A 13,740-nucleotide genomic window follows, 5' to 3' on the forward strand; every position below is an offset into this window, starting at 1 on the left:
GGGCAGCCAGGTCTGCTCGGTCTACCTGCTTGACCCTGAGACCAACCGCTTCGTGCTGATGGCCACCGAGGGCTTGAACAAGCGCTCGATCGGCAAAGTCAGCATGGCACCCAACGAAGGTCTGGTTGGCCTGGTCGGCACGCGTGAAGAACCCCTGAACCTCGAAAACGCTGCGGATCACCCGCGCTACCGCTACTTCGCCGAGACCGGTGAAGAACGCTACGCCTCATTCCTCGGGGCGCCGATCATTCATCACCGCCGCGTCGTCGGCGTGTTGGTCATTCAGCAAAAGGAACGTCGCCAGTTCGATGAAGGTGAAGAAGCCTTCCTCGTGACCATGAGCGCGCAGCTTGCCGGCGTTATCGCCCACGCCGAAGCCACCGGTTCGATCCGGGGGCTGGGTCGTCAGGGTAAGGGCATTCAGGAAGCCAAGTTCATCGGCGTACCGGGTTCGCCGGGTGCGGCGGTCGGTACCGCGGTGGTCATGCTGCCGCCGGCTGATCTGGACGTGGTGCCGGACAAGACCATTACCGACATCGCCGCCGAACTCGGGCTGTTCAAGACCGCCATCGAAGGCGTACGCGCCGACATGCGTGCCTTGTCCGCCAAACTGGCGAACCAGTTGCGCCCGGAAGAGCGCGCGCTGTTCGATGTCTACCTGATGATGCTCGACGATGCCTCGCTCGGCAGCGAAATCACCACCGTGATCAAGACCGGTCAGTGGGCCCAGGGCGCGTTGCGTCAGGTGGTCACCGAACACGTCAACCGTTTCGAATTGATGGACGACGCCTACCTGCGTGAGCGCGCTTCCGACGTCAAAGACCTTGGTCGCCGCTTGCTCGCCTACTTGCAGGAAGAGCGTCAACAGACCCTGGTCTACCCCGACAACACCATTCTGATCAGCGAAGAACTGACGCCGGCGATGCTCGGCGAGGTGCCGGAAGGCAAGCTGGTCGGTCTGGTATCGGTACTCGGTTCCGGCAACTCCCACGTGGCGATCCTGGCACGCGCCATGGGTATCCCGACGGTGATGGGCCTGGTCGATCTGCCGTATTCCAAGGTCGACGGCATCCAGATGATCGTCGACGGCTACCACGGCGAGGTCTACACCAACCCCAGCGAAGTGCTGCGCAAGCAGTTCGCCGAAGTGGTCGAGGAAGAGAAGCAACTGGCCCTCGGGCTGGATGCACTGCGGGATTTGCCGTGCGTGACCCTCGATGGCCACCGCATGCCGCTGTGGGTCAACACCGGCCTGCTGGCGGATGTGGCGCGAGCGCAGAAGCGTGGCGCTGAAGGCGTTGGCCTGTACCGCACCGAAGTGCCGTTCATGATCAACCAGCGCTTCCCGAGCGAAAAAGAGCAACTGGCGATTTATCGCGAGCAGCTCGCCGCGTTCCACCCGCAACCAGTGACCATGCGCAGCCTGGACATCGGCGGCGACAAATCGCTGTCGTACTTCCCGATCAAGGAAGACAACCCGTTCCTCGGCTGGCGCGGCATTCGCGTCACGCTCGACCACCCGGAAATCTTTCTGGTCCAGACTCGCGCCATGCTCAAGGCCAGCGAAGGCTTGAACAACCTGCGGATCCTGCTGCCGATGATCTCCGGCACCCACGAGCTGGAAGAAGCCCTGCACCTGATTCACCGGGCCTGGGGCGAAGTCCGCGACGAAGGCTGCGACGTGCCTATGCCGCCGATCGGCGTGATGATCGAGATTCCGGCGGCGGTTTATCAGACCAAGGAACTGGCGCGGCAAGTGGACTTCCTGTCGGTCGGCTCCAACGACCTGACCCAGTACCTGTTGGCGGTGGATCGAAACAACCCGCGGGTAGCCGACCTCTACGACTACCTGCACCCGGCGGTGCTGCAAGCCCTTCAGAGCGTGGTGCGTGACGCTCATGCCGAAGGCAAGCCAGTGAGTATCTGCGGTGAGATGGCCGGTGATCCGGCGGCGGCGGTGCTGTTGATGGCGATGGGCTTCGACAGCCTGTCGATGAACGCCACCAACTTGCCGAAAGTGAAGTGGATGCTGCGTCAGATCAATCTGAGCAAGGCCAAGGAATTGCTCGCCCAGCTGATGACCATCGACAACCCGCAAGTTATCCACAGCTCGCTGCAATTGGCGCTGAAGAACCTTGGGTTGGCGCGGATGATTAATCCGGCTTCGGCCAAAACCCTCTAAAAGGCTGATGGCCTCATCGCGAGCAAGCTCGCTCCCACATTTGATTTGTGATCGACGCAAGTCCCCTGTGGGAGCGAGCCTGCTCGCGAAGGCGCCCGCCCAAACGACACCGATCTAAACCCTGAGCTCCACTTCCCCCAAATGCCCGCCATACGGCCCAAAACTCCGCTCAACCATCCACCGCGTCCCATCCGCCTGAACAATCAACGCCGTACTCGCTCGCGTCCCATAAGTCGGACTGGCAATAAACACACTCGACAGCAACGTCTCGGTGGCCAACCCGACCCCCGTATCCGGCAGTTCGGCAAATGGCGCCGTCTGCGGATCATTCAGCAACGCCAATAACGCCTGGGGTTGCGGATCGTCCAGCACTTCCTCCAGCGCTGCTCGCGCCTTGAGCAGTTTCGGCCATGGCGTATCCAGTCCGGCGTTCGACAACCCATAAACCCCCGGCGGCAGCATCACCGCCTCAGTTTCTCGAGCATTGAAGTGCCACAACTCGTTGGCATTGCCGACCAGCAGGTTAAATCCGGCATACTCCAGCGAACGTCCGACAACGTCGCTTAAGTAATCATCAATCGACATGTTGCCTAAAAGAAAACCCGCCACCAGCTCACCTCGTGATTTGCGCGATGGAGGTTGATGCGGATCGCGAATATTGGTCAACGCAGCGAAGCGTCCATGGGCGCCAACACCAAGCCAGGTGCCCCCTGCCTCCAGATCGCGACCGGCATGCACGTGCGGTGCTTCGGGCCATTGCGCCAGCGGCAGGCTGGGCCGGGCATAGAATTCGTCGCGGTTGGCCGCCACGATCAGCGGCTGGGCGTGACCCGGTCGCCAAGCGAAAACAATCAGGCACATAAGGCAGTCCTTGTGTGTTTTCTGCCCACTCTACTCAGTCATCGTGTGGGTATCCATCGCCATCCAGTGGAGCTTGAGGCCATGCATCCGTTACCATGCCGCTCTCATTTGGGGATGCGCATGGAATTTCTGCTCTATCTGGCGCTCGGCGCCTGTGCAGGTGTGCTGGCCGGGCTGTTCGGGGTCGGCGGCGGGATCATTATCGTTCCGGTGCTGGTCTACAGTTTCAAGCTGCAAGGGTTCGATCCGTCGATTCTCACGCACCTGGCGGTCGGCACGTCCCTGGCGACAATCATATTTACCTCGGTCAATGCGATCCGCGAACATCATCGCCGCGGTGCCGTGCGTTGGCCGATTTTTGCCTGGATGACCCTCGGTATTCTCATCGGCGCCGGTTTTGGGGCGCTGACGGCGGAGGCGATTTCCGGGCCCAACCTGCAGAAAATCATTGGTGTCTTCGCCTTGGTCATCGCCGCGCAACTGGCACTGGATTTCAAACCCAAGGCTTCTCGAACGGTGCCGGGTAAAGTCGGTCTGACCGTGGCCGGCAGTGTGATTGGCTGGGCCTCGGCGATTTTCGGGATTGGCGGCGGTTCGCTGACGGTGCCGTTCCTGACCTGGCGCAGCGTACCGATGCAGCAAGCGGTGGCGACTTCTTCCGCCTGCGGCCTGCCGATTGCCTTGTCCAGTGCATTATTTTTCATGATTCTGGGCTGGCACGATCCATTGCTGCCGGCCCATAGTCTCGGTTTTGTTTATTTGCCGGCGTTGCTGGGGATCGCCCTGACCAGCATGTTCTTCGCCCGCCTCGGCGCACGACTGGCCCACAGCCTGTCGCCGAAGTTGCTGAAAAGACTGTTCGCCGCTTTGCTGTTCTGCGTGGGCCTGAATTTCCTGCTCTGACGCAGCGCAATCCTGACTTAATCCTGGCGTGACAGCGTCGCCCGGGAATTTTAAAGGTTTCAACTCTAACGAGGAGTCGCAATGCTGCCTTACCCGCAGATCGACCCGGTGGCATTGGCCATCGGTCCGCTGAAAATCCACTGGTACGGCTTGATGTACCTGATCGGCATCGGCGGCGCCTGGCTGCTGGCGTCGCGCCGGTTGAACCGCTTCGACCCGACCTGGAGTAAAGAGAAACTCTCCGACATGGTGTTCTGGATGTCGATGGGGGTCATTGTCGGCGGCCGCTTGGGCTATGTGCTGTTTTACGATCTGAGTGCTTACATCGCCAACCCGTTGTTGATCTTTGAAGTGTGGAAGGGCGGCATGTCGTTCCACGGCGGGTTCATCGGCGTGATGTTGGCCGCGTTGTGGTTTGGTAAAAAGAACGGCAAGTCGTTCTTCCAGCTGATGGACTTCGTCGCACCGATGGTGCCGATCGGTCTGGGCGCCGGACGTATTGGCAACTTCATCAACGCCGAGTTGTGGGGCAAGGCAACCGATGTGCCGTGGGCGATGATCTTCCCGACCGATCCGGCGCAACTGGCGCGTCACCCGTCGCAGCTGTACCAGTTCGCGCTCGAAGGCGTGGCGCTGTTCGCCATTCTCTGGTTGTTCTCGCGCAAGCCGCGGCCGACCATGGCGGTGTCCGGGATGTTCGCGCTGTTCTATGGCATCTTCCGTTTCATCGTCGAATTCGTCCGGGCGCCGGATGCGCAACTGGGCTATCTGGCCTGGAACTGGCTGACCATGGGTCAGGTACTGTGCGTACCGATGATCGTCGGCGGTCTGTTCCTGATCTGGCTGGCGTATCACCGTGCACCGGCGGCTCCAGCGGCGGCTGTATAAATTCGAACCCCGGGGCGACGGTCCCGGGTTCAAGGACACAGGTAACTCATGAAGCAATATCTCGAACTGGTCGCCCACGTCATCAAGAACGGCACCAAACAGGCCAACCGCACCGGCGTGAACACCATCAGCTTCCCTGGCGCGATGCTGCGTTATGACCTGAAGGAAGGTTTCCCGGCGATCACCACGCGCAAGATGGCCTTCAAATCGGCCATCGGCGAGATGTGTGGTTTTCTGCGCGGGGTGAACAACGCCGCTGAGTTCCGTGCCTTAGGCTGCAAGGTCTGGGATCAGAACGCCAACGAAAACGCCCAGTGGCTGGCCAACCCGTTCCGTCAGGGCGAAGACGATCTCGGCGAAATCTACGGCGTGCAATGGCGCAAATGGCCGGCGTACAAGCAGATCCCGGTCAGCAATCAGGCCGCCATCGAACAGACGTTGAGCCAAGGCTATCGCCAGATTGCTGAAGGCGAAGAAGACGGCCAGGCCTACGTGGTGCTGTACAAGGCGATCGACCAGATCCGCCAGTGTGTCGACACCATCATCAAAGACCCGGGCAGCCGCCGCATTCTGTTCCACGGCTGGAATGTGGCCCAACTTGATGAAATGGCCCTGCCGCCGTGCCACTTGCTGTACCAGTTCCACCCGAATGTCGAGACGAAGGAAATCTCCCTGACCCTCTACATCCGTTCGAACGACCTGGGCCTGGGCACGCCGTTCAACCTCACCGAAGGCGCCGCGCTGCTGAGCCTGATCGGTCGCCTGACCGGCTATACGCCGCGCTGGTTCACCTATTTCATCGGTGATGCCCACGTCTACGAAAACCATTTGGACATGCTGAATGAACAGCTCAAGCGTGAGCCGTTCCCGATGCCGAAACTGGTGATTAGCGACCGTGTGCCGGAGTTTGCCAAGACCGGTGTTTATCAGCCGGAGTGGCTGGAGTTGATCGAGCCGAGCGATTTTTCGCTTGAGGGTTACGAACACCACGCCCCAATGACCGCACCGATGGCGGTCTAAGCCTTACGGCGATCCCCTGTAGGAGCTGCCGAAGGCTGCGATCTTTTGATCTTCGGCGGCCCAGCATCGCTAAAGATCAAAAGATCGCAGCCTTCGGCAGCTCCTACAGGGTTTTGTGGTGTTTTCAGTGGCCGTGACTGCGGCCGACATGGGAATGCTCAACCTCCGTCGCCACAACCCCGCCGCTCACTTCAAGCCGCTGCAAAATCCCGCACTGATCAATATCCGGCCCTTCGCTGCAACGTTGGCGCAGGTCGAGCAGTTGTGTCTGCAACGCCATCAACCCATCGATCCGCGCTTTGACGTGATGAATGTGCTCGTCGATCAACGCATTCACGCTTTCGCACTGATCCTGCGGACTGTCGCGCAGGGCCAGCAGGCTGCGGATTTCTTCCAGTGTCATGTCGAGGGTGCGGCAGTTGCGGATGAAAGTCAGACGCTCGGCATGGGCCTGGGTGTAGACGCGGTAGTTGCCGTCGCTGCGGGCCGGCTCCGGCAGCAGGTTTTCGCGCTCGTAGTAGCGGATGGTTTCCACGGCGCAGTCGGTGAGTTTGGCCAGTTCTCCGATCTTCATGACGGCAATCTCCAAAAGGGTGCTTGACCCTATAGTGGCTACAGGGTCTTTACTTGGCAACAGGCACCTTTCCGGACGCGACCCAATGAGCGATTCCCTTCACACGCACAAACCCGAGGCTGATCACGATCACAGCCACAAGCTGCAGCCTGTACAGAAGCATGACCATGGCGGGCACGGGGATTCCTGCTGTTCCGCCAAAGTGGCGGCGCCGTCGCTGATCAAGTTGAGCGAAACCCCAACGGCTGGCGCGCGACTGAGCAGCTTCCGCATCGACGCCATGGATTGCCCGACCGAGCAGACGCTGATCGAGAACAAACTCGGCAAACTCGTGGGCGTGCAGCAACTGGAATTCAACCTGATCAACCGCGTGTTGGGCGTCACCCATGACCTGCCGAGCACTGCGCCGATCATCGACGCCATCAAGTCCCTCGGCATGCAGGCTGAGCCGATAGAGCAGGGCGCTGAACCGCCAGCGCCGGCACCCGAGAAAAAGCCCTGGTGGCCCTTGGCGCTGTCGGGTGTTGGCGCACTGGTCGCCGAAGTGATCCACTTCACCAACGCTGCACCGAACTGGGTTGTAGCGGTCATCGCGCTGATCTCGATCCTCAGCGGCGGCCTCGGCACCTATAAGAAGGGCTGGATCGCGCTTAAAAACCTCAACCTGAACATCAACGCGCTGATGAGCATCGCGGTGACTGGCGCGATCCTGATCGGTCAGTGGCCGGAAGCGGCGATGGTAATGTTCCTGTTCACCGTCGCCGAGTTGATCGAAGCCAAGTCACTGGACCGGGCGCGCAACGCCATCGGCGGCCTGATGCAGATGACCCCGGAACAGGCCACGGTGCAGCAGGCCGACGGCAGTTGGATCGAGAGGGATGTCAAAACCATCGAGTTGGGGGCGCGAGTGCGGGTGCGTCCCGGCGAGCGAATCGGTCTGGACGGTGAAGTGGTGTCGGGCAGTTCAACCATCGATCAGGCACCGATCACCGGTGAAAGCCTGCCGGTTGAGAAGACTGTCGGTGACAAGGTTTTCGCCGGCACCATCAATCAGGCCGGTTCCCTGGAGTACTCGGTAACCGCTGCGGCCAACAACTCGACCCTGGCGCGAATCATCCACGCCGTCGAACAGGCCCAGGGCGCGCGGGCGCCGACCCAGCGTTTCGTCGACAGCTTCTCGAAAATCTACACCCCGGCGGTGTTCATCCTGGCGCTCGCGGTGGCGGTGATTCCGCCACTGTTGATGGGCGCGCTGTGGTTCGACTGGATCTACCGTGCGTTGGTGTTGCTGGTGGTTGCGTGCCCCTGTGCATTGGTGATTTCTACGCCAGTGACCATCGTCAGCGGCCTCGCGGCGGCGGCGCGCAAAGGCATTCTGGTGAAGGGCGGCGTCTATCTGGAGGGCGGTTACAAGCTCGATTACCTGGCGTTGGACAAGACCGGCACGATCACGCACGGCAAACCGGTGCAGACCGATTACCTGTCCCTTGATCCGACCGCGGACGAATCAGCCCCGGCGATTGCGGCGGCGTTGGCCAGTCGCTCCGATCACCCAGTGTCCTTGGCCATTGCTAACGCGGCTGTAGATAAACAACTCGCACCGCTGACTGTGGATAACTTTGAGGCGCTGGCCGGTCGCGGTGTACGCGGCGAAATTAACGGTCACGTTTACCACTTGGGTAATCACCGTTTAGTGGAAGAACTGAACTTGTGCTCGCCTGCACTGGAGGAAAAGCTGTTCGCGCTGGAGAAACAGGGCAAGTCCGTGGTGCTGCTGCTCGACAAATCCGGCCCCTTGGCGCTGTTCGCCGTGGCCGACACCGTGAAAGAGTCCAGCCGCGAGGCGATCCAGCAACTGCACGACCTGGGCATCAAAACCCTGATGCTGACCGGCGATAACGTCCACACCGCTCAGGCGATTGCCGCGCAAGTCGGCATCGACGAGGCCAAGGGCGATCTGCTGCCGACCGACAAGCTGCAAGCCATCGAAGCCCTTTATGCGAAGGGCCATAACGTCGGCATGGTCGGCGACGGCATCAACGACGCTCCGGCGCTGGCGCGAGCCGAGATCGGTTTTGCCATGGCGGCGGCGGGCACCGATACCGCCATCGAGACCGCCGATGTCGCCCTGATGGACGATGATCTGCGCAAGATCCCGACCTTCATCCGGCTGTCACGGCAAACCTCAAGCATCCTCAAACAGAACATCGCCCTGGCATTGCTCATCAAAGCGATCTTTCTTGGGGTAACCTTCGCCGGGATCGCCACCATGTGGATGGCGGTGTTCGCCGACATGGGCGTGAGCCTGTTGGTGGTGTTCAACGGTTTGCGCCTGTTGCGCAAATAGACGATGAGGGAAGGGTGTGCTGAGTGCCGAGCTGAAGGCGTTTTACATGGTTGCCCGCCTGGGCAGCATTACCCTGGCGGCGAAAAAACTCGGCCTGAGCCAACCCACCGTGACCACGCAGATTCGCAATCTGGAAAGTCAGTACTCGGTTGAACTGTTCTACCGTGGCGGCCGCCGCCTCAGCGTCAGCGATGAAGGTGCGCGGTTGATACCGATGGTCAAGGCGCTGTTGCAGCAGGAAGCCGACATCGAGTTTTTCCTGCGTAACAGCGGTCAGGTCCAAGGCACGTTGCGCATCGCCGCGACCGCGCCGTATTACATCCTCGATCTGGTGAAGACCTTTCGCGAGCGCTTGCCGCAGGTGGAAGTGTCAGTGGAGATCGGCAACTCCCAGCAGGTACTTGAAGCGTTGGAGGATTACCGGGTCGATATCGCTGCGTCTTCGCAGTTACTGGAGGATGCGCGGCTGATTCGCCGGGTGCTCGGCAGCGATCCGCTGGTGCTGGCGGTGCATCGCAATCATCCGCTGGCGGTCCACGACCATGTGCCGCTCAGTGCGTTGGCCGGGCATACGTTACTGATGCGCGAATCGGGCTCGACCACTCGACGTCTGACCGAGGAATTGCTGGCCAGCGCCGGGGTGAGTTTCGGGCCGCTGCTGGAGATTGGCAGCCGTGAGTCGATCCGTGAGGCGGTGTTGCGCAATATCGGCATCAGCATCATTGCCCGGCAGGAAGTGCCGCATGATCCGCAACTGCGCGTGCTGACCATCGAGAATGCGCCGCAGATTCCCGAGTATTTGTACTGCCTCAAAGAGCGAAAAGGTGCGCGGCTGCCGGCGGCGTTTCTGGGGTTGGCGCAGGAAATGGCTCCGGCTTAAGATCTTCGTCGCCTGTTAGGGCCGCCCGGAGCAAGCTCGCTCCCACATTGAAATGCATTCCCCTGTGGGAGCGAGCTTGCTCCGGGCGGCGATCCGACGATGGCGTCAGTCCAAGCAACCCAAATCCTTGAATACCACTATCAGCCATTTTTGCCTCACTGCCACATGACGGACGCATTACAAATCTAGGATGGCCTCCATCTGCTTGATGAGGCCTGTCCATGAACCACTCGATCGCAACTGCCCTGACCAACCCCGGCGCCCCGATGAAAGTCCGCGGCGTGCAGAAGCGCTTCGGTGCCTTCACCGCGCTGGATAACGTTTCCCTCGACGTGGCGGCCGGTGAGTTGGTGTGTCTGCTCGGTCCGTCGGGCTGCGGAAAAACCACCTTGCTGCGCTGCATCGCCGGTCTTGAAAAACAGGACAGTGGCGAGTTGTACCTCGGTGATCGCGACGTTTCCCACCTGGCGCCCCAGGCGCGGGACTACGGCATTCTGTTTCAGTCCTACGCGCTGTTCCCCAATCTCACCGTCGAAGCGAACATTGCCTACGGCCTCGCCGGCAGTGGTCGCGATGAAGTGCGCAAACGTGTCGGTCAGATGCTGGAGCTGGTCGGCCTGATCGGCAGTGAGAAAAAGTACCCCGGCCAATTGTCCGGCGGCCAACAGCAACGTGTCGCACTGGCTCGGGCCCTGGCGCCGGCACCTTCGTTGCTGCTGCTGGACGAACCGATGTCGGCCCTCGACGCCCGAGTCCGCGAGCATCTGTGCACCGAACTGCGCCAACTGCAGCGCAACCTCGGCATCACTACCCTGATGGTCACCCACAATCAGGACGAAGCCATGCTGATGGCCGACCGCATCGCCGTGATGAACAACGGTAAGGTCGAGCAATACGCCACACCGCAGGAAATCTACGACCGCCCGGCGACGCCGTTTGTGGCGGAGTTCGTCGGCCAGGGCAACTGGCTGCCATTCCAGCGCAGCAGCGACAGCCATGCCCAGGTTGGAGGGATGAACATGCGCCTGGCCGAAGGCAGCGCGAAAACCGCATCTGGCCGTTTGTTCTGTCGCCCGGAAGCGATCAACGTCAACCCGCCCGTGCATGAAGAAAACCTGTTCCCGGCCAAGGTTCGCGAGATCACCTTCCTCGGCAACCGCTGCCGCATGAGCTTCGAACTCGATCAACTGCCGGGTCATGCGCTGCTGGCGGAACTGGCGTCAGAAGCCATGCCGCGCCTCGGCGCGCAGCAGATCATGGTCGCTTTGCCGCCACGCAGCCTGCAGGTGTTTGCCTGATGAGCGCGAACATCGCGCTGCCGATACCGCACAAGCAGGTTCGGCAGACCTCCCGTGCCGAGATCGGCGACCGGGTGTTCGTGGTCGGCGGCAAAGTTCTTTTGCTGGTGTTGCTCGGCGTCGCGGTGTTGATGCCGTTGCTGGCGATCTTCTGGCGCGGTTTCAGTTCGGAAGCCGGGCAGGGCGGCGGTCTGGTGGCCGCCCGTGAATTGGTGACCAGTGCCAATTTCCACTGGTTGCTCGGCAATAGCCTGAAAGTTTCCCTCAGCGTTGCGGCGATTGTCGTACCGCTGGCCTACCTGTTTGCCTACGCCCTGCAACGCACATTGATACCGGGCAAAGGCATTTGGCGCGGCATGTCGCTGTTGCCGCTGATGGCGCCGTCGATGTTGCCGGGCATTGCGCTGGTTTATCTGTTCGGCAACCAGGGCATGTTGCGCGGTTTGCTCTCGGACAATATCTACGGCTTCTGGGGCATTGTTCTGGGTGAGGTCATCTACACCTTCCCACACGCGCTGATGATTCTGCTGTCGGCGCTGTCCCTGGCGGATGCGCGACTGTTCGATGCCGCCTCCAGCATGGGCGCCAGTCCGGCGAAAGCTTTCCGTAGCATCACATGGCCGGCAACCCGTCAGGCAGTGTTCGCGGCGTTCTGTCTGGTGTTCACCCTGACCATCACCGACTTCGGCGTGCCCGTAGTGGTCGGTGGCGATTATCAGGTGCTGGCGCTGGAAGCCTACAAAGCCGTGGTCGGCCAACAACAATTTGGTCGCGGCGCGTTGATCGGCATGGTCCTGCTGCTGCCAGCGCTGTTCAGCTTCGGTGTCGACGCCTGGCTGCGTCGCCGTCACGGCGATTCCATGAGCGGTCGGGCACAGGTCTTTCAACCGGCGCCGTCGAAACTGCGGGACGGTTGCTACCTGGCCATCGTGCTGCTGATCTGCGCGGTGTTGCTGCTGGTGTTCGGCATGGCGGTGTATTCGTCACTGGTGAAATTCTGGCCGTACAACCTGTCGCTGTCGCTCAACCACTACCAGTTCAACGACACGGCGGGCGGCGGCTGGCTGGCCTATGGCAACAGCGTGAAGATGGCCTTGTGCACGGCGTTGATCGGCAGCGTGCTGATCTTTACCGGCGCGTACTTGATGGAAAAAACCAAGGGCCAGCGCGGGCTGAATCTGACACTGCGCATGCTCAGTTTCGTACCGATGGCGGTGCCGGGTCTGGTGCTGGGCCTGGGTTACGTCTTCTTCTTCAACCTCACCGGCAACCCGCTGCATGTGCTCTACGGGACCATGACCCTGCTGGTGGTCTGCACCATTGCTCACTATTTGACCACCGCGCAAATGACCGCTACCACGGCGTTGCGCCAACTCGATGCCGAGTTCGAAGCCGCCGCGCTGTCGCTCAAGGCGCCGTTGTATCGGCACTACCTGCGCGTCACCGTGCCGATCTGCCTGCCGGCGCTGCTGGACATCGTGCGCTACCTGTTCGTCTCGGCCATGACCACCGTGTCGGCAGCGATCTTCCTCTACAGCCCCGACACCATCCTCGCGGCGGTGGCGGTGCTGAACATGGACGACGCCGGCAACGTCGGCGGCGCGGCGGCGATGTCGACTTTGATTCTGTTCACCTCGGCGGGCGTGTCCCTGCTGCTGGCCTGGGCTTCGCGCGGTTTGCTGCGTCGCTCCCAAGCCTGGCGGCAGACCGCGCCTGGTCATTGATTCAACCCCTCAACTCAAACAGGAAAAGATCATGTTCAAGCCTATGGCCCTGGCCGCTGCTGTCCTCACTGCTTTCAGCCTGAACGCCTTCGCGGCGAAAACCGAGTTGACGGTGTACACCGCCCTCGAAGCCGAACAACTGAAGACCTACAAAGAAGCCTTCGAAAAGGCCAACCCGGATGTCGAGATCAAGTGGGTGCGCGACTCCACCGGCATCATCACCGCCAAACTGCTGGCCGAAAAAGCCCGCCCGCAGGCTGATGCGGTCTGGGGCCTGGCGGCTTCAAGCCTGGCGATCCTCGACCAGCAAGGCATGCTGCAAAGCTACGCGCCGAAGGACCTGGGCAAGATCGGCGGCAACTACCGCGACGCCGCCAACCCGCCGGCCTGGGTCGGCATGGACGTCTGGGCCGCGACCATTTGCTTCAACACCGTCGAAGCAGAGAAACAGGGTTTGACCAAACCGGTGAGCTGGCAGGACCTGACCAAGCCTGAGTACAAAGGCAAGATCGTCATGCCCAACCCGGCTTCGTCGGGCACCGGTTTCCTCGACGTCAGCGCCTGGCTACAAACCTTCGGCGAGAAGCAGGGCTGGCAGTACATGGACGACCTGCACCAGAACATCGGCCAGTACGTTCACTCCGGTTCCAAGCCTTGCAAACTGGCGGCTGCGGGCGAATTCCCGATCGGTATTTCCTTTGAATACCCAGCCGTTCAACTGAAGCGCCAAGGCGCGCCGCTGGACATCATCCTGCCGAAAGAAGGCCTGGGCTGGGAGATCGAAGCGACGGCTGTGATCAAGGGCACACCGCATGAAGACGCGGCGAAGAAACTGGCCGACTTCTCGGCAAGCCCTGCAGCGATGGAGCTTTATAAAGAGAACTTCGCGGTGCTCGCGCAGCCAGGTATTGCCAAGCCGCAGACCGAATTGCCGGCGGACTATGAGCAGCGTTTGATCAAGAACGACTTTGCCTGGGCGTCGAAGAATCGCGACGAAATCCTGACCGAATGGCGCAAGCGCTATGACGGCAAGTCCGAGAAAGTGGCTGCCAAGTAAGTCTTC

The 13,740-nt window shown here is 60.9% G+C and carries 11 protein-coding genes; 9 read left to right on the top strand and 2 right to left on the bottom strand.

What is annotated here, in order from left to right; genetic code table 11:
• The coding region (gene ptsP / locus ACIQU2_RS10685) for a phosphoenolpyruvate--protein phosphotransferase (protein ID WP_403140400.1) at positions 1-2,182 on the top strand (2,182 nt) is incomplete at its 5' end.
• A 114-nt stretch (positions 2,183-2,296) separates the two neighbouring features.
• Here the strand turns inward: ptsP and ACIQU2_RS10690 are convergent.
• A complete protein-coding gene (locus ACIQU2_RS10690) occupies positions 2,297-3,043 on the bottom strand; it encodes an NRDE family protein (RefSeq protein WP_403140401.1) in 747 nt (248 codons plus the stop codon).
• 120 nt (positions 3,044-3,163) lie between these two features.
• Here ACIQU2_RS10690 and ACIQU2_RS10695 point away from each other — a divergent pair, with 120 nt between their 5' ends.
• The 3 genes from ACIQU2_RS10695 to ACIQU2_RS10705 all read left to right on the top strand — a co-directional run bounded on the left by ACIQU2_RS10695 (position 3,164) and on the right by ACIQU2_RS10705 (position 5,854).
• Complete coding sequence (locus tag ACIQU2_RS10695) at positions 3,164-3,946, top strand: sulfite exporter TauE/SafE family protein (protein ID WP_033060544.1); 783 nt, start codon at positions 3,164-3,166, stop codon at positions 3,944-3,946.
• A gap of 81 nt (positions 3,947-4,027) precedes the next feature.
• Positions 4,028-4,834 (top strand): prolipoprotein diacylglyceryl transferase, encoded by an 807-nt coding sequence (lgt, locus tag ACIQU2_RS10700; protein WP_403140403.1) that lies wholly within the window; start codon positions 4,028-4,030, stop codon positions 4,832-4,834.
• A 48-nt stretch (positions 4,835-4,882) separates the two neighbouring features.
• A complete protein-coding gene (locus ACIQU2_RS10705; protein ID WP_033060541.1) occupies positions 4,883-5,854 on the top strand; it encodes a thymidylate synthase in 972 nt (323 codons plus the stop codon).
• 124 nt (positions 5,855-5,978) lie between these two features.
• Here the strand turns inward: ACIQU2_RS10705 and cadR are convergent, their stop codons facing one another.
• A complete protein-coding gene (gene cadR / locus ACIQU2_RS10710; RefSeq protein ID WP_056738877.1) occupies positions 5,979-6,428 on the bottom strand; it encodes a Cd(II)/Pb(II)-responsive transcriptional regulator in 450 nt (149 codons plus the stop codon).
• Between the two features lie 85 nt (positions 6,429-6,513).
• Between cadR and ACIQU2_RS10715 the strand changes: the two genes are divergently transcribed.
• From ACIQU2_RS10715 to ACIQU2_RS10735, 5 genes are all read left to right on the top strand, one after another.
• Complete coding sequence (locus tag ACIQU2_RS10715; RefSeq protein ID WP_403140406.1) at positions 6,514-8,775, top strand: heavy metal translocating P-type ATPase; 2,262 nt, start codon at positions 6,514-6,516, stop codon at positions 8,773-8,775.
• Between the two features lie 16 nt (positions 8,776-8,791).
• Entirely contained in the window at positions 8,792-9,655 is an 864-nt protein-coding gene (locus ACIQU2_RS10720; RefSeq protein ID WP_403140408.1) for a LysR family transcriptional regulator, read from the top strand.
• 221 nt (positions 9,656-9,876) lie between these two features.
• The gene (locus tag ACIQU2_RS10725) at positions 9,877-10,953 is read left to right on the top strand and encodes a putative 2-aminoethylphosphonate ABC transporter ATP-binding protein (RefSeq protein ID WP_403140410.1); all 1,077 of its coding nucleotides are present in this window, start codon (positions 9,877-9,879) and stop codon (positions 10,951-10,953) included.
• Complete coding sequence (locus ACIQU2_RS10730) at positions 10,953-12,677, top strand: putative 2-aminoethylphosphonate ABC transporter permease subunit (RefSeq protein ID WP_403140411.1); 1,725 nt, start codon at positions 10,953-10,955, stop codon at positions 12,675-12,677. Before ACIQU2_RS10725 ends, ACIQU2_RS10730 begins: the two co-directional genes overlap by 1 nt.
• A 31-nt stretch (positions 12,678-12,708) precedes the next feature.
• Positions 12,709-13,734 (top strand): putative 2-aminoethylphosphonate ABC transporter substrate-binding protein, encoded by a 1,026-nt coding sequence (locus tag ACIQU2_RS10735; RefSeq protein ID WP_017341316.1) that lies wholly within the window; start codon positions 12,709-12,711, stop codon positions 13,732-13,734.
• The last annotated feature ends 6 nt before the right edge of the window (positions 13,735-13,740 follow it).

Origin of the sequence: Pseudomonas sp. NPDC098740 (genome assembly GCF_044760065.1) — a bacterium.
Classification (GTDB): domain Bacteria; phylum Pseudomonadota; class Gammaproteobacteria; order Pseudomonadales; family Pseudomonadaceae; genus Aquipseudomonas; species Aquipseudomonas rossensis.